The sequence below is a fragment of the Halomonas sp. TA22 genome, from assembly GCF_013009075.1.
Lineage (GTDB): Bacteria > Pseudomonadota > Gammaproteobacteria > Pseudomonadales > Halomonadaceae > TA22.
Genome location: NZ_CP053108.1, coordinates 1,669,811 through 1,696,561, shown reverse-complemented (window position 1 = coordinate 1,696,561; position 26,751 = coordinate 1,669,811). Strand labels below are relative to the sequence as shown.

Below are 26,751 nucleotides of genomic sequence, written 5' to 3'. Positions count from 1 at the left end.
CGCCTGCGACGTGGCTAGAGTAAAGCGCTTCATTGGGGCACCATGTGAGCCTGCGCTCGCCTCTCCAAGGATTCGCCATGCATGCCAGCTCCTCCCCGCTCACCCCCGGCTTCATGGTCGTTCACGGCAACCGCCTGGAGGACCTGCGCGGCGTGGCGGTGGAGTGGATGAAGCGCCATCCGCTGGCGCCGCTGGAGAACGAGACGATCCTGGTGCAGAGCAACGGCATCGGTCAGTGGATGAAACTGGCGCTGGCCGCCGACGAGGCCGACGGTGGCAGCGGCATCGCCGCCGCGCTGGACGTCACCCTGCCGGCGCGCTTCCTGTGGCAAGCCTACCGCGCGGTACTCAACCACGTGGAAGGTGACCCCAACGCGGTGCCGGCCACTTCGCCCTTCGACAAGTCACGCCTGCTTTGGCGGCTGCTGCGTCTGCTGCCGGCGCTGATGCCGCGCGCCGAATTCGCCCCGCTGCGCCGCTTCCTCGAAGGCGACAGCGACCTGCGCAAGCACCACCAGCTCGCCGAACGCCTGGCCGACCTGTTTGACCAGTATCAGGTCTACCGCGCCGACTGGCTCGAGGCCTGGGGCCGCGGCGAGAACATGCTGATCGACGCCCGCGGCCAGGCCCGTCCGCTGGACGACGCCCAGCGCTGGCAACCCGCCCTCTGGCGCGCGCTCATCGATGACGTGGGCGACGACGGCGTGGCCTCCAGCCGCGCCATGGTGCACCGGCGCTTTCTCGAAGCGACACGCTCCCTCGACTGCGACAACCGCCCCCCCGGCCTGCCGCGGCGAGTGATGGTGTTCGGCATCTCGTCGCTGCCGCAGCAGGCGTTGGAAGCGCTGGCCGCCGTGGCCCGCTGCAGCCAGGTGGTGCTGTGCGTGCACAACCCCTGCCAGCACTACTGGGCCGACATCATCGAGCACAAGGACCTGCTGCGGGCCGAGCGCTACCGCCAACGGCGCAAGCAAGGCATGCCGGCACGACTCGACGTGCTCGGCGATGGCGACGGCGACGGCGAGAGCGCCTTGCACCTGCACGCCCAGCCGCTGCTCGCCGCCTGGGGCAAGCAGGGCCGCGACTACCTGCGACTACTCGACGAACACGACGACGCCCAGCAGTACGAGGCATTGTTCAAGGCCGACTCGCTACGTATCGACCTGTTCGAACCCTTCGTGCGCGAGGGCGATGGCTACCTGCTGCAGCAGCTGCAGGACGACATCCGCGAGCTGCGCCCGCTGCACGAGACCCGCGACACCTGGCCGGCAGTGAACCCCAGTCATGACGACTCCATCGTCTTCCACGCCGCCCACAGCCCCCAGCGCGAAGTGGAGATCCTTCACGACCAGCTGCTCGCTGCCTTTAGCGCCGACCCCAGCCTCAGGCCCCGCGACGTGATCGTGATGGTGCCGGACATCGACCACTACGCGCCCCACGTGCAAGCGGTCTTTGGTCAATATCAAAGGGGGCAACTCGACCGCGACGACCCGCGCTACATCCCCTTTACGCTCTCCGACCAGGGCAGCCGCCACCGCCTGCCGCTGCTGATCGCCCTGGAAACCCTGCTGCGCCTGCCGGAGCTGCGCCTCTCGGTGAGCGACCTGCTCGACCTGATCGACGTGCCCGCCCTGCGCGGCCGCTTCGGCATCGGCGAGAATGACGTACCCACCCTGCGCCGCTGGATCGAGGGCGCCGGCATCCGCTGGGGGCTCGACGCCAGCCAGCGCGGTAGCCTCGACCTGCCACAGGGCATGGAGCAGAACACCTGGGCCTTCGGCCTGCGCCGGCTGCTGCTGGGCTACGCCGTGGGCGAGGCCTCAAGCGGCCCGTGGCAGGGCATCGAACCCTTCGACGACATCGGCGGGCTGGAGGCGGCACTGGCCGGGCCCCTGGCCGCCCTGCTGGAAACCCTGGAGCGGCAATGGCGCACCCTGCGCGAGCCCACCGACGTGGCCGGCTGGGTGCAGCACCTGCGCGCCCTGCTGGAAGCGAGCTTTCTCGCCGACGCCCCCGAGGACAGCCTGATGCTGGCCCAGCTCGAACAGACGCTGCAGGCGTGGCAGGAGAGCGCCGAGGAGGCCGGGCTGACCCGTACGCTTCCGCTCTCCGTGGTGCGCGAGCACTGGCTTGGCCAGATCGACGAGGCCAGCCTCTCCCAGCGTTTCATGGCCGGCGCGGTGAACTTCGCCACGCTGATGCCGATGCGCGCCATCCCCTTCAAGCGCGTCTGCCTGCTGGGCATGAATGACGGCGACTACCCGCGCAGCCAGCCGCCGATGGACTTCGACCTGATGAACGGCGACTACCGCCCCGGCGACCGCTCGCGCCGAGAGGACGATCGCTACCTGTTCCTGGAAGCGCTGCTCTCCGCCCGCGAGCAGCTCTACGTGAGCTGGGTGGGAAGCAGCATCGTCGACAACAGCGAAAAACCGCCCTCGGTGCTGGTCGGTCAGCTGCGCGATCATCTCAAGGCCGGCTGGAACACGACAGACGGCAGTGATTTGCTCGCGCAGCTGACCACCGAACACCCACTGCAGCCGTTCAGCCGCACCTACTTCCCTACCGCCGCACAGCAGGCCGAGCGCGACGTGGCGGCCCGGCGACTGTTCACCTACGCCCACGAGTGGCACGAAGTGCATGGCGAGGCGGCCAGGGATGAAACGCCCCTCGATCTCGGGGAGTACAAACAGGACACACCACTGACGCTTATCCAGCTCGGGAGCTTCTTGAGAGACCCGGCCAAGGCCTTCTTCACCACCCGTCTCAAGGTGTTTCTCGAGCGCGAAGACATCGTCAGCCTCGACCACGAGCCCTTCGCCCTGGACGGCCTCGCCAACTGGCAGCTACAGGACCTGCTGATCCGCGAGCAGCGCCGCGCTGTGGACGAAGGCTGTGAGCGCATGCCCGCCCTGTTCAGCGCCCTCGACCGCCTGCAAGGCCAAGGCGTGCTGGCCATGGGCGCCTTCGGCGAGCGCATGCGCGCACAGCTCACCGAACCGATGGAAGCGCTGTTCGAGGCCTACGAGGAAGCGCTGGAAACGTGGCCCCACGCCATCGAGGAGCCCGAGCCGGTGCAGCTCAGCGTGCCCGGCGCCCCGCCCCTCGAGGATTGGCTCGACGAGCTGCGCCGCGACGCAGACGGCAACCGCTGCCGCCTGGTGCTCACCAGCAGCAGCCTGGTAAAGAAAGGGAAGTACCGCTGGTCGCACATTCTGCGCCACTGGGTCGCGCACCTGGCCGGTCATCTGGAAGGCCAAACCATGACCACCCGGCTGCTCTCCAAGGCGGGCCACGTCACCCTGCCGCCCCTCGACCCGGAACTCGCCCGTAGCCACCTGCGCGAGATCGTGCAGACCTGGCAAGCCGGCATGCAGGCGCCGCTGCCTCTGGCCTGCGACACCGCCTTCGTGTGGCTGAGCAAATTGGGAACGCCGGAGAGCGAACGCGACAACGACGCTTGGCGCGCCGCCGCCAGCGCATACAACGGCGACGACTACAACGCCGGCGAGGCGGGGCGCAACGCCTACCTCGCCCACTGCTGGGCGAGTTTCACAGCGCTCTATGAGACCCGTCAGGACGCCCTCGGCTTCGCCGAGCTGACCGACCAACTGCTCGCCCCGGTGCATCTCGCCGTCAAAGGGGAAAAGAAAGAGGCTGGTAAGAAGTAAGACGGCCAGTGAACACCATGCTAATCGCGCCGTTTTGTCGCTGAAAACCTATGACCGCTTCATGGTTTCATCTAAGAAGCGCCTCAACGGCCGAACATCCCACCGTCCTGCACCGTGGCTCGCAGCCTATGCATGAAGCTTGTCATCAATGGCGTCACGATATCCTTACGATGCATGAAACCGATGCCCATCCCGGGAATTTCCTCATGTACCTCGCGACGAGAGATATGTTCGCCTTCCAGCGACCAGGGGCGAAAGACCAAATCCGACAGGATGGTGACACCTTGCCCCATGGCCACGAAACTTCGGACGGCTTCGATGGAATGGCTGCGTAATACAATCTCAGGACGCCGGATCTGGCCTGACCAGTAACGCTCCCAGGTTCTAACATGCTCATCCATCTCCAACAGCACGAATGGATAGTCGCAGACATCCTGCAACGTGACCCGGGTACGACGTAGCAGGGGATGACCAGCGGGGGCCCAAAGTTTTCTCGGCGTATCGAACAAGCGCTCGCAGTGCAAGGCCGTCGAAGGACTGATGTTATCGATGACCATCAGCCCCAGGTCAACCTCGCCCCGCAGCAACCGCTCCTCTAGACCGCCGATAGTGTCTTCGACGACGTGCAACTGAATACCGGCAAGCGCATCAAGCCGCCATCGCACTAGGCGTGGCAACATGTAGGCCGAGATGGTTTCCGTCACCCCCAACGTCAAAGTGCCTTCCTGTTCATCTTGTGAAGCCTGCAGTCTCTCGCGGGCCATTTTCGTTTCGCGGAGCACTCGCTCGGCATGTTGCTGCAGCATACTGCCGCTCTGTGTCGGCAACAGCCCCTTGGCATGGCGCGTAAAAAGGCTACACCCAAGATCCTGCTCCAAGGCTTTCAAGGATGCCGACATCGAAGGCTGGGAAATATGGCAACGTTGTGCGGCCTGGGAGAGCGTACCGGTTTCGATGATGGCCAGAAAGTGGCGCAACTGCTGCAATGTCATATAGACCAAGCCTATATATAAGCATCATTAATACATATTAGTTTTAGATAGACTCGTAACGCTACGGTAGAGGCAAATCTGAACGACGTCTCGATTATGCCAATAACAACATCTATCCCCGGCTACTGCACCCTGTGCCGCTCACGTTGCGGGACACTCAACCATGTTGCCAACGACCGGCTGATCAAGGTCGAGGCCCTTGAGGGGCACCCCACGGGACGCGGCACCTGTGCCAAGGGTCGTGCTGCCCCCGAACTGGTCGACCATCCCGACCGCCTGCTCTATCCGCTCAAACGCACTCGCCCCAAGGGCAGTGACGATCCAGGCTGGGTGCGAATTGGCTGGGACGAAGCCCTGGACGAGATCGCATCGCGCTTGAGAGAGCTGCGCGACCGGTATGGTGCGGAAAGCGTCGCTTTCAGCGTCACCACTCCCAGTGGAACACCAATGTCGGACAGTATCGAGTGGGTGGAGCGCTTCATTCGCCACTTCGGCAGTCCCAACACCATTTACGGCACCGAGATATGCAACTGGCACAAGGATGTGGCACACGCCTTCACCTTCGGCAGCGGCATGCCCAACGCCGACTACGCCAATGCCCGCCTGGCCATCCTATGGGGACATAATCCCTCCCACGTATGGCTATCCCAGGCAGGGGAGCTGGGGGCAGGCCAGCAGAACGGTACCCGCCTACTGGTCATCGATCCACGGGAAACCGCCCATGCCCGCCAGGCCGATCTATGGCTGGCCCCACACCCCGGAACCGACGGCGCCTTGGCACTGGCGATCGCCAACCAGCTACTGATATCGGGGCATATCGATGAGGACTTCGTGCGCCGCTGGAGCAATGCGCCCTTTCTCGTGGATGATGACACTGGCCGCTGGGTGATGGATCCACAGGCACCCGACTGCTACCTCGCCTGGGACCTCGAGCGACAAACGGCGGTCGCCATCGACACTCGCAAGGCAATCTCGCAGCAGCAAGCCGAAGGCCTGGCTCTTGAAGGCACCCGCCACATCCGCCTCTTCGATGGCTCATTGGTCCGCTGCCGTCCCGCCATGGACCACTATCGCCAGGCGTGTGCAGCCTGGCCGTTGGATCGGGCAGCTCGCGAAACGGGGCTGAGTGAGAATTCGATACTGAAAGCCACGGCGTTAATCGCCAATGCCGGCCAGCACGTCGCTTACCACGGTTGGACAGGTATCGGCCAGCACATCAATGCCACCCAGACCGAACGCGCCATCGCCACCCTCTACGCGCTGACCGGCAGCTTCGATCGCCCTGGCGGCAACCGCTTGTGGGCGACACCCGCCATCAACCGTATCAACGACCACTCGCTGCTTGACGAGACCCAGCGCGCCAAGGCCCTTGGGCTTGACGAACGTCCACTCGGTCCAGCAGCCAGCGGATGGGTGACGGCAGAAGCCGTTTACGATGCCATAGAGCATCGGCGCCCCTACCCCGTTAAGGCGCTATTCGGCTTTGGTGGCAACTTTCTCCTCTCGCAACCCAATCCTCAGCAGGGTGAGCGAGCCCTGCGACAGCTCGATTTCCACGTACACTGCGACCTGTTTCACACGCCGACCAACGCCTTCGCCGACATCTTGCTGCCCATCAATACCCCATGGGAACGCGATGCCCTGCGCACTGGCTTCGAAATCAACGCCGCTGCGGCCTGCCATATGCAGTTTCGGCCCGCCATGATCAGTGCGCGCGGCGAATCTCGCGCCGATTACCAGGTTGCCCTCGACCTGGCCTGTCGCCTCGGTATGGCTGACGATTTCTTCGGCGGCGATATCGAGAAAGGGTGGCAGCACATGCTGCAGCCGTCGGGACTCGACCTCGAGACCCTGCGCCGCTCCCCTGCCGGCGTGTCACTCCCGCTGACACAATCTCCTAGGCGTCACACCCATGTCGACGAGCAAGGGAACAGTCGCGGGTTCGACACCCCGACCCGGCGCGTCGAGCTCTATTCGCAACGCTTGCACGACCACGGCTACCCGGCTGTTCCTCGGCACCTTTCACCAAGCACGACCGGTACCAGCAGATGGCCGATGACACTGGTGACCGTCAAGAATGGCCTCTACTGCCACTCGCAGCAGCGCAACCTGGTTTCTCTGCGTCGCCGGACACCTGACCCAGGGATGGCACTCTCGCCCACCACCGCCAAGTGCAAAGGACTCGTCGAGGGGGGCTGGGGCACGCTGGTCAGTGAACATGGCGAGGTCACGCTGCGTGTCGCCATCGATGCCAGCTTGCGCGACAACCTGGTCATCGCCGATTACGGCTGGTGGCAGGCCTGTGATGACCTGGGCCGCTCTGATTACACCCTGCATGGCCATGGCTCGGCCAATATCAATGCCTTGATCTCATCGGCGAGACGCGACCCATTGAGCGGTTCCCTGGCGCTACGCAGCGCGCCCTGCGACGTTCGGCAAACCATCCAGCACACCGCCTGGAGCGGGTATCGCAGCATGCGCATCAGCGAGCGCCGTGGCGAGGCCGAGGACACCACCTCACTATGGCTGGAGCCGGTCGATGGGGGCCTGTTGCCGAGCTACCTGCCTGGGCAGCATGTCACCCTGCGCTTCAACGTCGCCGGGCAGGAAACCGTGCGCAGCTACTCATTATCGGGCGCAGCACACCACCAAGCACAGCCTACCTATCGCATTACCGTTAAACGCATCGCTGAGCGAGATGACCAGCCAGCGGGCGTCGTCTCGCACTTGGTCAACCGCGAGCTGAACGTCGGCGACCGCGTCGATATGCAAATGCCAGCGGGACACTTCACCTTGCCCCGGCGGCATGCTCGTCCTGTGGTACTGATCGCCGGCGGCATCGGCATCACACCGTTCATGTCTCTGCTGGAAAGCCTTGCCCACTCAGACGCTGAGCACATGCCAGCGATCACCTTGGTCTATGCCAACCGCAACGGCCGGCAACACGCCTTCAAGCGACGCCTGATACAGCTCGCCAAAAAGCTGCCCCGTCTGAAAGTCATCAACCTTTACAGCGAGGCAAGCGACGCAGAAGCGGCAAGCGGCGATTGCCAGCACATCGGGCATATCAGTCCGGACATACTGGATCCGATATGGTTAACGCAGCGTGCGCGCTTCTACCTATGCGGACCGCAGGCCATGATGGATGACCTACGCCAATGGCTGGAGCAGTGCGGCGTTCGGCCCTTCGAGATTTTCCATGAGAGCTTCGTCACGCCAAGACGCGAGATGAAGGCTCCTGTCCGCCCTCGCACGGTACGCTTGCAACGTTCAAAGCGTGAATACCTGTGGCAACCGGCGCAAGGCACCCTACTGGAAAGCGCCGCAGCCCATGGTATCGAGCTGCCGAGTGGATGCCGTGTCGGCCAGTGCGAAAGCTGTGCCTTGTCGCTCATCGAGGGCCAGGTTCACTCCTTTGTCGAAACCCCCTTCCTGGACCCGCACCAATGTCTGACCTGCCAGGCGATTCCGCTTTCCGATATCGTGCTTGACGCCTGAATAACAACATCTCTACGACACGCCGCCTCAGCCACCCATGCCACCCCGGTGGTATGCATCACTCCATCTACAGAGGGAACAACAATGCTAAAACTCTTTACCAATGGCTGCGTGAGGCTATTCGACCGCTACCTGCCCGACCCCTTGGTACTGGTGGTCATCATTACGCTGCTCGTCTTCGTCACCGGCATGGTCATCGAGGCTCAAACGCCCGTCGCCATGCTGGATCATTGGATGGGCGGATTCTGGTCGTTGCATACCTTTGCCATGCAAATGGCATTGATTCTGGTAACCGGGTTCATCGTCGCCAAAGCCCCGCTGTTCACACGTTTGGTCGCGGTCATCGCCAATGTCGCACATACCCCCGGACGTGCCATCGTGCTCGTCACCCTCACCTCGCTGATCATGACCTGGATAAACTGGGGCATCGGGCTGGTGATCGGTGCCATCCTGGCGCGTGAACTGGCCAGACGGGTCGCCGGCGTCGACTACCGTCTGCTGATTGCCAGCGCCTACTCGGGTTTTCTGATCTGGCATGGTGGGCTTTCCGGGGCGGTTCCACTGACCCTGGCCACCCCTGGCCATTTCCTGGAAGAGAGCATCGGCCTCATCCCCACCAGCGAAACCTTGCTGAGCCCCTTCAACCTGGTGCTGGTTGCGGCACTGCTGGTGGTGCTTCCGGTCACCAACCGATTGATGATGCGTGGTATCGATCACCCGGTCACCCTGCAGGATCACGAGCCCGATGTTGGCAGCGAGGCACCGGCTGAGCATGATCGCCAGAGTGAGCGGCCCGCTGAACGGCTGGAGCGCTCGCCTTGGCTGGCACGATTCATTGCCATGCTGGGGTTTGCCGCCGTCTTCATGTACGTCATCGGTGGTGATGGTGGCCTCAACCTGAACGTAGTGATCTTCGTGCTGCTGTTCGTCGGCATTCTGCTGCATGGCACGCTGCGCAATTTCCTCGATTGCCTCGCCGACGGCATCAAGGGCACCAGCGGCGTGCTGATCCAATTCCCCTTCTACGCTGGCATCATGGGCATGATGAGTGCCTCGGGCCTCGCCTCGCGCATGGCGCAGATGTTTGTCGATATCTCTACGGCCGAGACATTACCGGCACTGAGTTTCTTGTCGGCGGGCATTATCAATATCTTCATCCCCTCGGGCGGCGGTCAATGGGCGGTGCAAGGCCCCATCCTGATGGAAGCGGCCCAATCGCTGGGCGCCGATTTGCCCAAGGTCGCGATGGCATTCGCCTGGGGCGACAGCTGGACCAACATGCTGCAGCCCTTCTGGGCCTTACCCGCCCTCGCCATTGCCGGCCTGAAGGCCCGGGATATCATGGGTTTCTGCTCAATCATCCTGCTCGTATCGGGGATATTGATCGCGAGCGTGCTGTTGATTGCCTGATACCTTTCCTTCCAAAAGCACAGACCTATGCCACAGCCTGGCACTTAGCCGGGCTGTAGTAGGGCAAGTAGATGCCTACCAAGTAGAGTAAAGACGCTGCCTAGTGCACCATATGAGCTTGCTCGAGTTTCTTGAGGACGCCCATGTCTCTTGCCGCTGACTACCTTCCTCCTACGATCACTCAACTCGACCCACTCGAGTTTCCCCTGCACGGGAGCCGTTTGATCGAAGCCAGTGCGGGCACCGGCAAGACCTTCACCATCGCCCTGCTCTACGTGCGCCTGGTGCTCGGCGCCCGCTCGGCCGATGACGGCGCCGCCTTCGAGCGCCCGCTCACGCCGCCCGAGATCCTCGTCGTCACCTTCACCAACGCCGCCACCCAGGAACTGCGCGAGCGTATTCGCGCGCGGCTGGTGGAAGCCGCTGGTGTTTTTCTAGACCAAGCTTCGGGAGCAGAACAGAGCGGAGGTCATTCGACAAAGATGTCGAATGTAGCGCCCAAGGACGGGTTCACAGCGCCTCCGCGGAGTTCTGCTCCCGAAGTACCACCGGACAAAGGCGATCCGCTGCTTATCGCCCTCCGCGACCAATACGACCCCGCCACCTGGCCCGCCTGCGCGCGCCGCTTGCAGCTCGCCGCCGAATGGATGGATGAGGCCGCCGTCTCCACCATCCACAGCTGGTGCTACCGCATGCTGCGCGAGCACGCCTTCGACAGCGGCAGCCTGTTCTCGCTGGATCTGGAAACTGACCAGACCGAGCTGGAGCTCGAGGTGGTGCGCGACTACTGGCGCAGCTTCTACTACCCCCTCAACACCGACGAGCTGGCAAGCGTGGTGCGCCACTGGAGCACGCCCGAACAACTGCACCAGGCGGTGCGCGGGCTGATGCCCGAATGTGCAGCGCTGAACAAGAGCGCGCCGCCCCCGGCCGAAACGGTGACCAACGCCCAGCGCGAGACCGCCGAGCGCCTGGCCCAGCTCAAGGCACCTTGGACCCAATGGGTGGACGAGTGCGAGGTGCTGTTCGAAGAGGCCGCCCAGCAGAAGTCCTTCAAGGGCCAGAGCTTCAACACCAAGAGCCGTGCCAGCTGGCTCGGCACCCTGCGCGACTGGTGCCAGGGGGAAGCCACCTGGCCCGGCCTGACCGATGCCGCCTGGAAGCGCCTCACGCCCCAGGGCATGGCCGATATCTGGCTCAAGGGCGAGCCGCCGAATCACCCCGCCCTGGCCGCGCTGGAAGCCTTGCAGGATGAACTCAACGCCCTGCCCACCCCCTACGCCGACCTGCTCACCCACGCCGTGCACTGGTGCCGGTCGCGGCTCGACCGCGAGCAGGAGCGCCGCGCCGAGATGGGCCCCAACGAGCTGCTCAACCATCTCGACCGGGCCCTTGCCGGCCCCAATTGCGAGGCGCTGGGCGCGCAGATTCGCCGCCAGTTCCCGGTCGCCCTGGTCGACGAATTCCAGGACACCGACCCGGTGCAGTACCGCATCTTCGACTGCGTCTATCGCATCCGCGAGAACCGCCCCGAGTGCGGTGTATTCCTGATCGGCGACCCCAAGCAGGCGATCTACGCCTTCCGTGGCGCCGATATTTACACCTACCTGCGCGCCCGCCGCGACACCGAAGGCCGCCACGTCACCTTGGGTACCAACTTCCGCTCCAGCCGCGAGATGGTCGCGGCCGTGAACCGCTGCTTCGAATTCGCCGAGGCGCACCCGCCCGGGGCCTTCCTGTTCAAGTCGCCTGAAGGCGAAAATCCGGTGCCTTTCGTCAGCGTTGCCGCCAAGGGACGCAAGGACTTACTTACCCGCCACGGCCAGCCGCTGCCGGCCATGACCCTATGGCAGCTGGAGAGCGACGAGCCGCTCTCCAAGACCGCCTACCACGGTGTGATGGCCGAGCGCTGCGCCTCCTACATGGTCGAGCTGCTCAACGAGGGCCAAAGCGGCCGCGCCGGGTTTATGGACGAAGAGTATTTCAAGCCACTCAAGCCCTCCGACATGGCGGTGCTGGTCAACGGCCTGAGCGAGGCGCGGGCTATCCGCCAGGCGCTGGCCCGGCGCGGCGTGAAGAGCGTCTACCTCTCCGACAAGGACAAGGTATTCGCCTCGCCGGTCGCCACCCAGCTCGACGCCTGGCTGCGCGCCTGTGCCGAACCCGGCTCTTCTTCAGGACAGGGGGACCGACTGCTGCGCACCGCCCTGGCCACCCCGGTGCTGGGGCTCGATATCGCCACGCTGGACCGTTTGAACGAAGATGAGCTGGCCTGGGAAAGCCGTGTGCTGCAGTTCCGTGACTACCATCGGCTGTGGCAGCGCCAGGGCGTGCTGCCGCTGGTGCGCAAGATCATCCATCACTTCGACGTGGCCACGCGGCTGCTTTCTAGCGGACCCGCCAGCGAGGGTGAGCGCCTCCTAACGGACTTGTTACACCTGGGCGAGCTGCTGCAGCACGCCAGCCAGGAGCTCGACGGCGAGCACGCGCTGATCCGCTTTCTCGCCGAGGCCATCGCCAACCCCGAAGGCCATGGTGACACCCACAAGCTGCGCCTGGAGAGCGACGCCGACCTGGTGCAGGTCATCACTATTCACAAGTCCAAGGGGCTGGAGTACCCGCTGGTATTCCTGCCCTTCATCTGCAGCCACCGCCCGACCAGGAAGGAGGACTCGCCGCTGCGCTGGCACGACGCCGAGGGCCGCCTGCGCATCAGCCTGGAGGCCGACGAGGAGACCCTGGCCACCGTCGATTGCGAGCGCCTGGGCGAAGAGCTGCGCAAGCTCTACGTGGCGCTGACCCGCGCACGCCACGCCACCTGGCTCGGCATGGCCCCACTCAAGGGCGGCGAAGGCAGTGCCATCGGCCAGCTGCTGGCCAACGGCGAACCGTTGAGCCCGGCAGGATTAGCCAGCGCACTCACGCGGCTCAAGGGCGACTGCGCGGCCATCGAGATCACCCCGGCGCCACCGGCCCACGCCCAGATCGTCACCCAGAGCGCGCACGACGAAATACTGGGCGAAGCGCGCACGCCTACGCGCCCCGCCCGGGAGCACTGGTGGATCGCCAGCTACTCGGCGCTGCGGCTTTCGGGAGAAGTGGTGCTTAGCGCCCCAGTAAGGGCTGACTTACCCACTATCCCGCATGACAGCGAAGCGCAGCGAAACGGCAGCCTGCCCGAGCCGGCCACCGCCATGGAAGCCACCGCGCTGGAGGTATTGAAGGAGCCACGCGACAGCGGCCAGAGCGAACCACTGCCCTCCTTGCACAGGTTCCCCCGTGGCCCCGGCCCCGGCACGTTCCTGCATGGCATTCTCGAATGGGCGGGGGAACACGACTTCGCCCGTGTGGCCCGCGACCCGGCCCTGCGCGAGGAGACCCTGGCCCGGCGCTGCCAGGTGCGCGGCTGGCAGCCGTGGCTTTCCACCCTGCACGCCTGGTTCGACACTCTGCTCGCCGCCCCGCTGCCGCTACCCGATGGCGCGGGCAGCCTCAGGCTCGAAACGCTGACGCGCTATCAGGTGGAAATGGAGTTCTGGTTCGCCTCGCGCCAGGTCGACACCCGTCGGCTGGACGCCCTCGTAAGTGCTTACACACTGCTCAACCAAGATGACAACTCAGGCGCGACCCACCCGCGCCCCGCGCTGGATACCGATACCCTCAACGGCATGCTCAAGGGCTTCATCGATCTGGTGTTCGAGTTTGATGGGCACTACTACGTGGCCGACTGGAAATCCAATCACCTGGGGCCGGACGACGCCGCCTATGCGCCCCAGGCCATGCAGCAGGCCATCGCCGACAAGCGCTACGACCTGCAGTACGCGCTCTACCTGCTGGCCCTGCATCGGCTGCTCAAGGCACGCCTGCCGGACTACGACTACGACCGCCACATCGGCGGCTCGCTCACCGTCTTTCTCAGGGGCGCGAATGCGGAGAGCCGCGGCGTGCATGCCGAGCGCCCCCCGCGGGAGCTGATCGAAGCGCTGGACGCGCTGTTCCAGGGCGACACCCAAGCGGCGAGCGCCGCCACCCAGGCAACGGAGGCGCCGGCATGAGCAAGCGCAGCAAGAACCACGACGACGCCACCCCGGACCTGTTCGCCGACCTAAGCGATAACGGCGAACCTAGCGTTAGCGACGAACAAGCCAAGCCCGAACCGCCCCTGGCCGCGCTCCACGATACCCAAGCGCTGTTCGCCCTGCTCGACCGCTGGGTGGAGCGTGGCTGGCTGCGCGCGCTGGACCGGGCGCTGGCGAGCTTCTTCCAGCGCGAGGTAAGCGACGCCCCGCCCCTGCTGCTGCTCGCCGCCGCCCTTGCCAGCCATCAGCTCGGCCGCGGCCACGTCTGTCTCGACCTCGCCCAGACCCTGGCCGCCCCCGACCTGGCGCTCTCGCTGCCGCCGGAAGGCGACGACCTGAGCGACCCGCCGCCGCTGCCCAGCGACCTGCTTGCAGGGTTGAATCTCGCCACCTGGCGCGATGCCCTGCACCACCCCGCCCTGGTGGCGGACGGCAGCGGCAACACCCCGCTGGTGCGCAGCGAGCACGATGGCAACGTGCGGCTCTACCTGCGCCGCTACTGGCAGTACGAGCAGGACATTCGCGGCCTGATCGGCGCTCGACTCACTGCCCCCACCCAAGACGCGAGCCAGGCCGACGGCGACATCGCCACCCTGGCCCGGGCGCTGGCCGCGCTGTTTCCCCTGCATTATGGAGAGCCGCATGAACTCGACTGGCAGCAAGCCGCCTGTGCCCTCGCCAGCCGCTCGCGCTTCGCGGTGATCACCGGCGGCCCCGGCACCGGTAAGACCACCACCGTGGTCAAGCTACTCGCCCTGCTGCAGGCGTTGGCCCTGGGCGAACCCGCCCAGGCCGGCTCCGGCGCCCCGCGCCCGCTGCGCATTCGCCTGGCCGCCCCCACCGGCAAGGCCGCCGCCCGGCTAAACGAATCCATCGCCAAGCAGGTGAGAGCTCTGAAGTTGGGTGGTCTTGTCGAGGCGGTAGGTTTTACTGATCAGGCCGAGCGCGTAGCGAGCGAAGACGAGACAAGGCGGAGCCCGACGAAAACGCGGAGTTTACAAGCCGTAAATGAGCAGTTTGAGAAGGGCCCCAACGCAGTATCGTCGAGCGCAGTAGCGCTGCTCCAGAACAGCATTCCCACTGAAGTGACTACGCTGCACCGGCTGCTGGGCTCGCGACCGGACACCCGCCATTTCCGCCACCATGCCGGCAACCCGTTGGCGCTGGACTCCCTGGTGATCGACGAAGCCTCGATGGTGGATATCGAGATGATGGCCGCCGTACTCACCGCCCTGCCGCCCAGGGCGCGGCTGATCCTGCTTGGCGACAAGGACCAGCTCGCCTCGGTAGAGGCCGGCGCCGTGCTAGGCGACCTGTGCCAGCGCGCCGAAGGCGGCCACTACACCCCGGCCACCTGCGACTGGCTGCAACGGGTAACCGGCACGTCGATACCCGAGCAATACAAGGACGAGATAGGCCAGCCGCTGGACCAGGCCATCGCCATGCTGCGGGTGAGCCACCGCTTCGATGCGAAAAGCGGCATCGGCCAACTCGCCGAAGCGGTCAACCGCCCGCTTGGCGCCCAGGATAAGAACGAGGCCCAGAACGAGAAAGAGGCGCAGAAGGAGAAGAAACGCGTCGTACGCGAGATCTTCCAGCAGGGTTACGCCGATATCGCCCGCCTCGCCCTGGCGGACGCCGACGACCCGGCGCTGGATCGCCTGGTGGTGAACGGCAATCCAGCCGGCTTCGCCAACAGTGGCGAAGGCCGCCACGACCGCCGAGGCGAGACCATCGCCCCGCCGGTCGGCTATCGCCATTACCTGGAAGTGATGAAGGCAGCGCGCCCCGCGCAGCCCTACTTCGGGGAAGGCAAATCGCGCCAACCCTATGACGACTGGGCCCGCCAGGTACTCGCCGCCCACGGCCACTTCCAGTTGCTGTGCGCATTGAGGAAAGGCCCCTGGGGGATAGAGAGACTGAACCCGCGCATCGGCCGGGCCCTGCGCCGCGCCGGCTGGCTCAAGGCCAGCGACCTGGAACTGGAACAGGGCTGGTTCGAAGGCCGCCCGCTGCTCGTCACCCGCAACGACTACGGCCTGGGGCTGATGAACGGCGATATCGGCATCACCCTCGCTGTGCCCGAGGCCCGCACCGCCACCGAATCGCCCGGCCGCACCCTGCTGCGCGTTGCCTTCCCCGCTAGCGACGGCAGCGGCGATATCAAGTGGGTGCTGCCCAGCCGCCTGCAGGCGGTGGAAACCGTGTTCGCCATGACGGTACACAAATCCCAGGGCTCGGAATTCACCCACACTGCCCTGCTGCTCCCCGACGCCCCCAACCCCATCCTCACCCGGGAGCTGGTCTACACCGGCATCACCCGCGCGAGGGACTGGCTCACCGTTGTGGAGACTGCACTTGGGATGTTGGATGAAGCAGTGACGAGGGAAGTGGTGAGGGTGAGTGGGTTGAATACATAATCCACTCACGCTTGGCCCATACTTAATTAGTTCTTATTTACAGTACGCTGTCCTCTTGAACGCTTTGGCGATGCGCTTTTTTCATAACCCACGAACTCAAGCCCCAGTATTCGTACCTTCTGATCGTAATCTCCTATAGAAAACCCCCATCGTTTTTCCATAAAATCCAATAGACGCACACCACGCTCAAGAATCTCGACTGCTGTCCACTGTGACTTCATAGCTATTTCATTTTCAGCGTAACTACCATACCGGAAACCAACCTTATTTTTCTCATTCCCTTTTTTATCTTCAAAACACTTATTTTGGAAAGATGAATTTTTGGGCCTAGAAAGCGGAACTAAGTTTCCTAAAGAATGACGTAAGACCTTCCGTTCTTTTGCAGAAAACTTGTTATATTTATCCTTCCAACATGGCTTCATGGGTTTTTGCGGATAAATATGTTCGACTGTATTGTGGTCACGCATATCCTCAGAAAACTCTTCCCAACTAATCTTTTCTCTATATGTTTTTGACTGCTCTCTTAATGAAAGATCGTATTCGTATAAAAAATATTTTATTCCAGACCACTCATAAAATCCACCACCTCGAAAGTTTTTCTCTACATACTTCCATGTATCTTTTTCCATTCTTGCCGAATCCAAGGATGAACGCAAATTCTTAAGAACTTTAACAGGAGGCGCTTGATCCAAACTGACCTTAGTAGCCATGCCTATGAATGTATATGGATCTAAGTCCATATAGTGTCTATATCTAAGCAAGTGATTAAGAAAAAAACAAATCTTTCCACGAGCTGAAGAAGTTCGACGCGAGAATCTTTTTTTTCTCCTTCTGGAAAAAAGCCATCAACAGAGGAGCAACATAGTCTATGCCTAGCCTATTCAGCTTTTCAAGCCACTCCTTTTCTTTATTTGAAAATCTGCTATCCTGCGGATTTAAAATTTGATACCACAGCTCTACTGATTGCTTAAGATTCTGAGAATACCGATAAACATCGCGAACAGTAAGCCCGCCATCCGCCCCTGAAGATTTATTAATACTTTTTGTCGTAAAGTGCTTCTCTAAAAGAAACTCTTTATAGTCGGCGGCGAACCCCCTTCTCATCATCCGATATCCTCGAAGGTGGCCATCCCCCTCTCCTATAAAATCTTTAGCAAAATAAAGTAAAAAATGGTTTCTTAAGAAAAAGTCGTCATCTAAGGGCTTGTCTTTATTTTTTCCAAGACAATGATATACTGATTTCCAACTCTCATTTATCGCAGTACGAAGAGCAGAACGCTCATAGTCTACAACATTAAATTTTGTAGAAAGGTATATCAGCCTGTTTTTCAACAGCTCAAGATGAGACAGCGGCTTCCCTCTGTTATTCATAGTCTCAAAAGCGACAAAAACATCTATTTCTTTAGATATTGCATATATATTGAATAAAAACTGTTGAGCGACCTTCCTGTAAACCACTTCTACTTCTTCAAAAGTCAACTGAGAGAGCTGCTCTTTAAAGAACCTTTCTGCTCTGGCCAAGTTATGGGTATAAATAGTTTATTGAGGTGTAGAGCTGGAGCTTGAGTCCTCTAAAAACACATGAGTTTTCAGAAATTCTTAACTCGGATTATCTTTCTCATAACCAAATATATATGATCTTGATATACCATCATCTTTCGAATCCCAGAGAAATTTTCTCTTTATTTCGCTTATGCTTGTGTAATTAATCCTGGCATCAGGATCAACGCACTCTGTAATCCCCTGTATGAGAATAATAGTTGTAGTTAACCTTTGCTGACCATCAACAACATAAAAGGGAGAATAACCTTTTGAACGTATTATCCAACGGTCCTCCTCCCACTCAACCACTCTTTCTTCAGGGACACCTTCAAGAGTCAAAACCCCGAGATAATGACTTTTATTACCTTCAAGCTGTTGAAGATCAGCCCAGTAGTCTTTCAATTGCTTCTCAGACCAAGCATAGCCTCTTTGGTAATCAGGTATTCTAAAGAGCTGCTCAGTAAAAAGCTTAGACACTGTAAAAAGATCAGTTTGCATACAAAATCTCAGTTAAAAACCATCATGATAGAAATTAGCAATTAAAACAGCCTCACTTCACCCCTATAAACAGGGTAAAATAGAACCAATTCTCTATAAAAAGCATATCCAAAATCTTCTCCTTATTACTTTATGGAAGCAAATCCCGCCACGCCACACTAATATTAGCAAACCGAACATTATTATTTTAACGAGACAGATGGTCATCATCCCGGAAAGCCTCAGCCAGTCCATCTTTACTTCTTCGTAAGGGTGGTAAAGACGTGATAGATAGCCACATACCGAAATATGATAGAGACAGTAGTATCGGGCAAGCAGTGTCGCCGCCCATTGTATTCATGCAACGCTCAGCTGAATGAAGGGGAATACGAGGCTCGGTGGATTCCTTTCCCATGCAGGCTGTTCTGGGCGTATGCTGTGTCGTTATGTGTTTTTCCGTTTCAGACTAGCACTCTAGCATGGTTCGCCCCATGCCCTGAGTCAACGCAACCTAACGAAAGGAGGAGCGCTACGGGGCTGGAATCCACACCTCCCCCTCACCCGATAGAACTGAAAATACGCCTCCGTGCCGAAGTGGTTTCCCGCCTCGACCTTAGTAGGCAGGGTGTAGCCTTCGACGCTTTGGATGTCGTCGAGGTGGCCACCGAAGGGCTGGAGCCGCCATTCCTATTCGGGGTTGGTGTCGCTCGAGCGTTGGAATTGCACCCAGCGCGGGCGGCCATCTTCTGCCACGGCGATCTCTATCGCAGAACGCTCATGCCTTGTTGGCTTCCGGCCATGCTCGTCAGGGAAAAGGCCCCGAGTGTCAAACCGATCAGTACTGCACGTCCCTTTTTCATCGACTCCTCCAGATAGCTTGAACGGCCTTAGTTGGCCCGCTTCATAAAACGACAGCGACTATTTAGCCCCGTCAGAGCAATTTTTAGCCCTATTTACTGCACAAACTTCTCAAACTTGGGCAGCTCGTCGGCAAGCCCGAACCACTCGGCCTTGGACGATACCCAGGCGTGGTAGCGCTTGCTAGGTGACACCGGGGTATCCAGGCTGCCGAGCCGCAGCCGCTTGGTGTCAGGCAGGTCGTCGCGGGCGCTGTAAAGCGGGCTGCCGCACTCGGCACAGAACACCCGCGCCTTGTTCGGTGTGGCGCGGTACTCCTTGAGGTACTGCGCGCCCTGGGTGATGCGAAAGTCGGCCGAGCGGATGTGCGCCACGGCGGCGAAGGCGGAGCCCTGGGCCTTCTGGCACTGCGTGCAGTGGCACATGGAGACTTCATCGATCTCGCCGCTGACTTCGTAGCGGACCTTGCCGCACAGGCAGCTTCCCTGGTGCATCGGCATCTTCTCCCCGGTGGCTTTCGCTTACGATACCCGTTTCGCTATCGAGCGCCACTCGGTAGCGCGTGCTGCGCCCGCCCCCGGCGTCAAGCAAGGTCCATTTGCCGAGGTTGCCCTGGGTAGCTAGGCTGATTCTCGTCATGTTCGGCACTGCCAGCGTGATGACCCATTCGCCGCAGCGTATTCAACAGGAGGTTGACCCCATGTCCAGCCCTGAGCACAAGCAAAAAATATGGAAGATGATCAAGGAGATCCAAGTCGGCATGCTGGTCACGCTGGACGACGAGATGCCTCGCGCCCGGCCGATGCATCTGGTGCAGAAGGAGTATGACGGCACCCTGTGGTTCTTTACCCGGCGCAGCGCCGAGAAGGTGTCGGAAACCAACCGGGATCACGACGTCTGCCTGAGCTTTTCCGATCAGGACGAGGGTGTGTACGTGTCGCTCTCGGGCACGGCCAACCTGACCGATGACCACGAATTGATCGAGAAATACTGGAACCCGTTCGTCGCGGCCTGGTTCACCGAAGGCAAGGACGACCCGGACCTCGCCCTGCTGGAAATCAAGGTGACCATGGGCGAGCACTGGAAGGCCAAGGAGAGCAAGGTGTTCCAGCTCTATGAATTCGCCAAGGCCAACGTCAAGAAAGACGCCAAACCGAACGTGGGTGAGAACGAGAAGTTCGGCGGCTGACCGCCTAGAGCATCAGCCCCCTCTATTTCATCTCGAAGCCGCGCTTGGTCAGAAACTCGCGCATATGGGCGCGCAGCTTGCTGTCGAACAGCGGGCTCAGGTTCCGGGACCAGTTGGTGTCCTTGTTGCCGCCCGTGCGCTGGCCGTAGTAGGTCTGCATGGCGTCGTCGAAGGCGGCTACTAGTTCACTGTCATCGGTGTAGACATCCTCTTTGAGAATCGCTTCCATCGGCAGGCGCGGCTTGACGTCCGGATCCACCGCCGGGTAGCCGAGGCACATGCCGAACACCGGGTAGACGTGCTCGGGCAGCTGCAGCAGGTCACTGATCTCTTGGGGGTTGTTGCGGATGCCACCGATGTAGCAAATGCCCAAGCCCTCGGATTCCGCAGCGATGGCCACGTTCTGGGCCATCAGCGCAGCATCCACGCTGGCCACCAGCAGCTGCTCGGTCATACCGCGCACGACGTTGGCGCCGGTACGCTCGGAGGCTTCGGTGGGGCGCTTCATGTCGGCGCAGAACACCAGGAAATCGGAGGCGGTCGCGACGTACGCCTGGCCGCCCGCCAGCTCGGCGATCTTCTGCCGATTCTCGGGGTTCTTCACATGAATGACGGTGTAGGCCTGAACGTGGCTCGACGTCGCGGCGGCCTGGCCGGCGCGAATCAATTCCAGCAGCCGCTCGTGCGGGATCTTCTGGTCGGTGAATTTGCGAATCGAGCGGTGGGATTTCAGCAGTTCGATGGTGGGATTCATGTCGCCTCGCACAATGCGTGTCGATAGTTAACCTGCTTAGTATCTTTCATTCGGCGAGGTATTGCATGCCACCCAAGGTAGCGGGCTCCTCAGGTCCACCGAGCGACGCTCACACCTCGATGACCAGGTCGGGTATGAACAGGGACGGCTCGAACTCTCCCGGGTAGCCACCGGGGTTTGCCAGCACCCGCGTGCCGGCGACCCTGCGATCTACCGGCTCGTGCACGTGGCCATGAATCCACACGTCCATGCGTCCCATCATCGCCGGCAAGTGCGAAGCGAAGGCTGGCGACAGCGCATCGCCTCGGTAGCGCGGCGGGATGCACTCGGCCAGCGGCGCATGGTGACTGATCACCACCCGCGGTCCAGTAAATGGTTCGACCAGCTCCTGGCCAAGCCAGGCGAGAGCCTCGGCATGCAGCCGCTGGCTCCCAGCGGGGGTGAAGGTCTCCCCCTCCGGTTGCTCGATGTTGCTGAAGTCCGGCATCAGCTGGTGGGCCTGCTCTTCGGTCAGCGCGGGGTCGTGGTCCGGCTTATCGCGATAGAGGGCAAAGTCGGTCCATAGCGTCGTGCCATGAAAGCGCACGCCTAAGAGGGTGAGCGAGCGGTTGTCGAGCAGATGAATGCCAAGCCGCTCGGCCTCGTCTGACAGCGTCTGGCGCAGCTGAGGCATGCAAGCGGCATAGAACTCGTGGTTGCCTGGCACGTAGAGGATTGGCAGCCCTTGGAAGCGTTCGGCGGCCCAGCTCAGCCCCTGTACATGGTGGTGGATGTCCCCGGCGAGAATCACCGCATCCGCTTCCGCGTCCGGCAGCTCGCGGCCCTCCTCGAAATGTTCCAGATGCAGGTCCGACAGCACCCTGAGTCGCATGGCAACCTCCTTACTTGGAAGCGCCTTGCCAGGCGCACCGCCCGGATCGGGCGACTTCATCATAAGCGAGCGGCAAGAGGCTTCGCCAGCGCATCGAGGCCACACTATCGTAGCGGGCCCTCCGTCTCGACACGCCTGCCGCACAGCCCGGAACCGTCAGCCTGTCATGATCCGCGCCAGCCGTTGACGTTGAGGTCGCGGGTCATTGGCAGCGTTTCGGCCCAGGGCGCAGTGTCGATGTTGCCACGCACCGCAGCCCGCCAGCATGTCCAGCGCCTCGGGGCGCAGCAATCCATGGGTATCGCTGATGACACCGATCGGCCGTTCGGTGGTGATGGCCTGCATGGCGACTTCCCTGTTCGGTGATGTCCGCAGGTGATGCTCGCCGCCCTCCCAGGCGCGGCCTTTACCCGGCACCTCGTATCGCCTTGCCCCACCGCGCCGGAGGTGTCATCGTCACGGACGCAATTGAAATCAGACCACAAGGAGAACCCACCATGTTCATTGCCATGAACCGTTTTCGCGTCAATCCCGAGAGAGTCGAAGAGTTCGAGCAGATCTGGCTGGAGCGGGAGACCCACCTGCAGGGGCTGCCTGGCTTCGTCGAGTTCCACATGTTGCGTGGCCCCGAGGAGAAGGATCACGTTCTCTATGCGTCTCACACCATCTGGAAGTCGCGGCAGGATTTCGAGGCCTGGACGCACTCCGAGGCGTTCCGCGCCGCGCATGCCAACGCCGGCCAGAGCCGCCGCGAGGGGCTCTACCTGGGTCCGCCAAAGTTCGAAGGTTTCGAGGTCATCCAGACGATCAGCGATGCAGACAAGGCATAAGCGCGGAGATGTACACCTTCCCTACACGTTGGGTTCGGTGAGACACGCGGCGCGCCTAAGCGCGGTGCCGGCAACTGCACGGTCCACTACTTCATGAACGTGACCATGAATCCACAACTCCATGCGCCCCATCAGTCCAGGCAGGTGCGATGCAGTGTAAACGGCTGCATTCTCAAGCCCGATTCTGACAGACACTGCCTGCCCCCAGCACGGCCCGCCCCCGCTGCGTGAGGGTAAGCTGTCGGTGAGACCACTCTTGGTGAGTGTCGCTGATATGGAGCAGCGCTTGCGGTGCGGTGGCAAGCGGCTGGAGTAACCACCAGAACATCAGATCGCCCAGGTAAGGCAGCGGTTCGTACTCGCGCATCAGTAACGAGAACGCCTTACCCACCGGCAGCGGTCCGTGGTCGCGCACGATCTCTAGCGTGAGTCGCTCCGTCAGGCCGAGGCCAGTGTCCGGTGCGCGCCGCTCTTGCAGGTGGCGTGCCAGAGCACGGCCCATCATCGGCATTGCCGGCGTGCCGGTGTCGACTAATACTTGCAGCGGCTCGGGTTCCTCCACCGTGAGGGCCTGCCAGGCTTGAGTGCCCAGCTCGAGCAGCGGCGTCTTTACAAGGCGGCGCTGGTGCCACAGCCAGGCGAGCAGGTCCGGGGCGAGCTGGCCGAGGCCGATGAAGCGTTCCACGCCGGGCACCGACTCTACCGCCACCAGTTCGATTCTGGCCTTGGGCGGGTTCGCATGCAGGCGATGCAGCAGGTAGGCGAGTATCAGTTGGTCGTAGCTGTCGTGTTCGAACCACAGCACGAGGCGCTCATAGCGCTGGAGGTCGTCCAATGCTGCGTAGCCCTTGCGTAGCCGGGCCAGGGCGTCGCGCTCGGCCATGCCGGAGAGCTCCGACAGGAAGCGGGCGCGCAGCCGCATCAACTCCTCGGACGGAAGATTCTGCAGCGGGCCGATGCAGAAGGGATCGGAGAACTCCAGGAAGTTGCCCTGAAAGCCGGCGCTGCGCAGGGTGTGCTCGATATCCGAGCCGCAGCGAACATGCAGCGTGGCCATATCGCGGTCGCCGCGCTCGGTTATCTTGCGCCGAGAAATGTCGAGCGATTCGATATGTGACTTGAGTTTCGGCCAACTGGGAAAATCGTACTCGCGGGCAATGATGAACTGGGCATCGGCGAGCTTCAGCGGCGCCTCACGCGGCGGGATGTGCTGGAGAACACGTGCTAAAGCGGCCGGCTCGTCGGCGCGGGCGGCCTTGAGCAGCTCCTTGGCGCGCTTGCGCTGCTGTTCAAAGTTGTAGCGGCCGTGCAACCGAGCATCCGACCGGGGAAGCGTGGTCATACGAATCCCTCCATATGCCTGCGTCCGCCGGACAAGATGTCACACCGTCGGCATGATAGTCCTAGTAACCGTGCACTCGAGTATTTCAGCCCCTGGGACAAGAAGCCCCTGCCTTCTTCGTAGCCCCGCTACCTGCCTTGATACGCAATGGCCCTCATGTAGTCAGGCTACAACGACTCCTGCATCTAATGGCGCTTTGTGAGATGTCTCGACCTGGATCATAGTGAAGTCACGGTTCAGGACAGGGTATCGCTATCTCGATTCACTAGCCTGCCCCCGGCTACAGACAACCTGAGCGCCATGCATGTCTTTGATCCAGGCGCCAGAAGCGAAGGTCTTGGAACGCCTGTGACCCTGTCGCAGTTGCAGCATTGGGCACTTACCCGGCCCGGCATGAGTAGCTAAGGCACCAGAACGCCATCATAGATGGCAGCCCCAATACGCATGAGGATTGAACCATGAACTGCATCCAACTGACCCAGCAAGCCGACCTTATCGCCAACTCCTTCAGCAAGCTGGATCTTGCCAAGCTGGTGGTTGCCCTGAAGGGCAGAGAGTCCCTGCAGTATGCCGTCCAGGTACTTGACACGATCGATGCCCGCCAGGGCTACACCCTCGCCCAGGCTTGGGATGAGGTGCGTACCGGCGAGACTCGCTTCATGGCCGTCAACGACGACTGATATTCCCTAGCTTGAGCTTACCCCTCCCCAGCGGGAGGGGTTTTTCTTGTCATGACTACCGGCGCTATGACCCGCCACTCCTCGAGGTTCGACTCGGATGTGCGGAGTGAGGCATCGGCCACCCAATCGTACCGCCTAGCCGGTATTCTCGACTGCTGAAAGACCAGCATGCCCGCCACGGCGACCAGCGTCATGCCGGTGAGCGTTGCCGCGTCGGGCACTTCCGCGAAGAGTACCAAGCCCCATAGCCCGGCGAACGGCAGATAACCGTAATCGAAGGCACCAACTAGAGGGGCCGGTGCCGCCTGGTACGCCCGGGCCACGGCGATGCTGACCACTACGATCAATAACCCCAGTACGATGAGCAGACCCCATTCGCGCAGGCCCAGCGGTTGCCAGCCGGAGAGCAGGAACGGATGGCTGGCCACGTCGCTTGGCGAAGGTGGCCAGAGAGCCAGCAGCGTTGAAACGCCAGCGCCAACGATCAGAAACCCCAGGTTCAAGCCCAGCGAGAGCACCACTGGCCGCTCGTGGTGACAATAGCGACGCGTGACGATCGACACCAGGGAGTAACAGACCGCCGCCAGCAGCGGCAGCAACAAGGCCGGGGAGAACGCGTCGCCATCGGGGCGCAGCATCACCAGCACGCCACAGAAGCCGATCAGAATACCCGCCCAGCCCTTGGCGCCAACGGCTTCGCCCAGCAGCAGCGGCGAGAACAGCGCCATGAACAGTGGCGAGGTGTAGAACACCACTGCCGCCACGGAAAAGGGCATGAGCGGTAGCGCCGCGTAGTAGCAGAGCCACATCGTGATCAATAGTGCGCTGCGCAGGGCCACCCAGCGAAACGAGCGGGGTCGCAAGCGCTTCACCCCACCATGGCGCAGCAGCAACCACAGCAGCAATGGCACGGCGATGAACGAACGTGCCAGATAGAGCTGCCAGAGCGATACGCCGTCACTCAAATACTTAATCAATGCATCGGAGAACGAGAGCAGGAAAACCGCCCCAACGATCAGCATGATACCGATCCGGGAATCATCTTCGTCTGCATAAAAGCCTTTCATGGCGGCCTCCTCAAGGTAGGATTCCGCGCTAGAATGTGGCTGAGTGCCACTTCGCCACAAACGACTTCTCGGTCGCCATACATGAGCTCAGGTTATGAATCGTCTCAGCAAGCGCATGCCCCCGCTCGCCGCCCTGCTGCCGTTCGAGGCCGCGGCCCGGCTGGAGAGTTTTTCGCGGGCAGCACAGGAGCTTCACATCACCCAGGCGGCCATCAGCCGCCAGATCCGCGCCCTGGAACACGACCTGGGCGTGGCGCTCTTCGAGCGTCGCAACCGCGGAGTGTTCTTGACGCCGGCCGGGCGTGAGTTTGGGCGCACGGTGAGCAGTGCGCTGGAGGGGATCGCCAGCCAGGCCTCGACGCTACGTGGCGATGCCCGAGCGGACGAGGTGGTGCTGTTCTGCCAACTGTGCGAGGCGTTCTACTGGGTGACGCCCCGGCTGGCATCGTTCAGCCGCCGCCACCCAGAACTGGCGATCCGGTTGGCCACGTCCAACCATCCCGTCACCACCTTTGGCGATTACTTCGACGTGGCACTGCAGAGCACCGGTCGCCCCAGCGGCAATCACCCCTTGGTCTTCACGGCCAGCGACGAAATCTTTCCGATCTGCGCTCCGGGCTACCTGGCGGAGGGCCAGCGACCGCTGAGCATCGACGCCCTGCCCCGCTACCGCTTGTTACATCACAAGGCGGAGTCGCCTGACTGGATGGACTGGCCTGGCTGGTTCCAGGCCATGGGCCGTGTCGACATTGCCGGCGATACGGGCATGGTCTTCGATAGCTACCCGCTGATGCTGCAGGCCGCGCTCGAGGGCCACGGCATCGCGCTTGGTTGGCGGCGTACCGCCCAGCGGCTGATCGATGCCGGGGAACTGATCCGCCCGGTCCGCGAAAGCCTGCCGCGCAGCGATGCGCTTTCGCTGTATACCCGCCAGGGCACCTTTCTGCGCCGTGAAACGCAGGCGCTACTGGCGTGGTTGCACGATGAGTTCGAGAACGACCCGGCGGTGTGAGAGGCCAAGGCCTCCCTCCCCGGCGCATTCCAATCCCGCAACGCCACCTCGACGGCGAC

General features: G+C 61.8%; 19 protein-coding genes. 9 read left to right on the top strand and 10 right to left on the bottom strand.

From position 1 onward, the window contains the following. Positions 1–77: 77 nt before the first annotated feature. Positions 78–3,671, top strand: a complete 3,594-nt coding sequence (gene recC / locus HJD22_RS07910) for an exodeoxyribonuclease V subunit gamma (protein WP_208656086.1) — start codon at positions 78–80, stop codon at positions 3,669–3,671. An 83-nt stretch (positions 3,672–3,754) separates the two neighbouring features. Here the strand turns inward: recC and HJD22_RS07905 are convergent, their stop codons facing one another. Then, positions 3,755–4,663 (bottom strand): LysR family transcriptional regulator, encoded by a 909-nt coding sequence (locus HJD22_RS07905; protein ID WP_208656085.1) that lies wholly within the window; start codon positions 4,661–4,663, stop codon positions 3,755–3,757. A gap of 96 nt (positions 4,664–4,759) precedes the next feature. Between HJD22_RS07905 and HJD22_RS07900 the strand changes: the two genes are divergently transcribed. The 4 genes from HJD22_RS07900 (at position 4,760) to recD (ending at position 16,070) form a co-directional block, all read left to right on the top strand. Then, positions 4,760–8,161, top strand: coding sequence for a molybdopterin-dependent oxidoreductase (locus tag HJD22_RS07900; RefSeq protein ID WP_208656084.1), 3,402 nt, complete (start codon positions 4,760–4,762; stop codon positions 8,159–8,161). A gap of 84 nt (positions 8,162–8,245) precedes the next feature. Continuing rightward, on the top strand, positions 8,246–9,571 hold the full coding sequence (locus tag HJD22_RS07895; protein ID WP_208656083.1) for a short-chain fatty acid transporter: 1,326 nt from the start codon (positions 8,246–8,248) through the stop codon (positions 9,569–9,571). A 143-nt stretch (positions 9,572–9,714) separates the two neighbouring features. Further along, entirely contained in the window at positions 9,715–13,626 is a 3,912-nt protein-coding gene (gene recB / locus HJD22_RS07890; RefSeq protein WP_208656082.1) for an exodeoxyribonuclease V subunit beta, read from the top strand. Beyond that, on the top strand, positions 13,623–16,070 hold the full coding sequence (gene recD, locus HJD22_RS07885; RefSeq protein WP_208656081.1) for an exodeoxyribonuclease V subunit alpha: 2,448 nt from the start codon (positions 13,623–13,625) through the stop codon (positions 16,068–16,070). The genes recB and recD overlap by 4 nt, the downstream gene beginning before the upstream one ends. 26 nt (positions 16,071–16,096) lie before the next feature. Here the strand turns inward: recD and HJD22_RS07880 are convergent, their stop codons facing one another. The 4 genes from HJD22_RS07880 to HJD22_RS07865 form a co-directional block, all read right to left on the bottom strand. Then, a complete protein-coding gene (locus tag HJD22_RS07880; protein ID WP_208656080.1) occupies positions 16,097–16,699 on the bottom strand; it encodes an HNH endonuclease family protein in 603 nt (200 codons plus the stop codon). A 136-nt stretch (positions 16,700–16,835) separates the two neighbouring features. After that, on the bottom strand, positions 16,836–17,549 hold the full coding sequence (locus HJD22_RS07875; RefSeq protein ID WP_208656079.1) for a hypothetical protein: 714 nt from the start codon (positions 17,547–17,549) through the stop codon (positions 16,836–16,838). 120 nt (positions 17,550–17,669) lie between these two features. Further along, the gene (locus HJD22_RS07870) at positions 17,670–18,110 is read right to left on the bottom strand and encodes a DUF262 domain-containing protein (RefSeq protein WP_208656078.1); all 441 of its coding nucleotides are present in this window, start codon (positions 18,108–18,110) and stop codon (positions 17,670–17,672) included. Between the two features lie 932 nt (positions 18,111–19,042). After that, positions 19,043–19,441, bottom strand: coding sequence for a GFA family protein (locus HJD22_RS07865; protein ID WP_208656077.1), 399 nt, complete (start codon positions 19,439–19,441; stop codon positions 19,043–19,045). Positions 19,442–19,647: 206 nt separating this feature from the next. On the opposite strand from HJD22_RS07865, the gene HJD22_RS07860 reads away from it, so the two are divergent. Beyond that, positions 19,648–20,136, top strand: a complete 489-nt coding sequence (locus HJD22_RS07860) for a pyridoxamine 5'-phosphate oxidase family protein (protein WP_208656076.1) — start codon at positions 19,648–19,650, stop codon at positions 20,134–20,136. Between the two features lie 22 nt (positions 20,137–20,158). On the opposite strand, the gene nfsA is transcribed toward HJD22_RS07860, so the two are convergent. The 3 genes from nfsA to HJD22_RS07845 all read right to left on the bottom strand — a co-directional run bounded on the left by nfsA (position 20,159) and on the right by HJD22_RS07845 (position 22,178). Next, positions 20,159–20,890, bottom strand: coding sequence for an oxygen-insensitive NADPH nitroreductase (gene nfsA, locus HJD22_RS07855; protein ID WP_208656075.1), 732 nt, complete (start codon positions 20,888–20,890; stop codon positions 20,159–20,161). Between the two features lie 109 nt (positions 20,891–20,999). Further along, entirely contained in the window at positions 21,000–21,761 is a 762-nt protein-coding gene (locus tag HJD22_RS07850; RefSeq protein ID WP_208656074.1) for a metallophosphoesterase, read from the bottom strand. A gap of 156 nt (positions 21,762–21,917) precedes the next feature. Next, the gene (locus HJD22_RS07845; RefSeq protein WP_340163039.1) at positions 21,918–22,178 is read right to left on the bottom strand and encodes a hypothetical protein; all 261 of its coding nucleotides are present in this window, start codon (positions 22,176–22,178) and stop codon (positions 21,918–21,920) included. Positions 22,179–22,258: 80 nt separating this feature from the next. Between HJD22_RS07845 and HJD22_RS07840 the strand changes: the two genes are divergently transcribed. Next, positions 22,259–22,591: an antibiotic biosynthesis monooxygenase gene (locus tag HJD22_RS07840; RefSeq protein ID WP_208656073.1), complete on the top strand. Its 333-nt coding sequence runs from the start codon at positions 22,259–22,261 to the stop codon at positions 22,589–22,591. Positions 22,592–22,763: 172 nt separating this feature from the next. Here the strand turns inward: HJD22_RS07840 and HJD22_RS07835 are convergent, their stop codons facing one another. Further along, positions 22,764–23,933 carry a DUF1835 domain-containing protein gene (locus HJD22_RS07835; protein ID WP_208656072.1) on the bottom strand — a complete coding sequence of 390 codons (1,170 nt, stop codon included), beginning with the start codon at positions 23,931–23,933 and terminating at the stop codon, positions 22,764–22,766. A 458-nt stretch (positions 23,934–24,391) separates the two neighbouring features. On the opposite strand from HJD22_RS07835, the gene HJD22_RS07830 reads away from it, so the two are divergent. Next, on the top strand, positions 24,392–24,613 hold the full coding sequence (locus tag HJD22_RS07830) for a hypothetical protein (protein ID WP_208656071.1): 222 nt from the start codon (positions 24,392–24,394) through the stop codon (positions 24,611–24,613). A 17-nt stretch (positions 24,614–24,630) separates the two neighbouring features. Here the strand turns inward: HJD22_RS07830 and HJD22_RS07825 are convergent, their stop codons facing one another. Further along, positions 24,631–25,680, bottom strand: coding sequence for a DMT family transporter (locus HJD22_RS07825; protein ID WP_208656070.1), 1,050 nt, complete (start codon positions 25,678–25,680; stop codon positions 24,631–24,633). A 94-nt stretch (positions 25,681–25,774) separates the two neighbouring features. Between HJD22_RS07825 and HJD22_RS07820 the strand changes: the two genes are divergently transcribed. Further along, entirely contained in the window at positions 25,775–26,692 is a 918-nt protein-coding gene (locus HJD22_RS07820) for a LysR substrate-binding domain-containing protein (RefSeq protein WP_208656069.1), read from the top strand. Positions 26,693–26,751 lie beyond the last annotated feature (59 nt).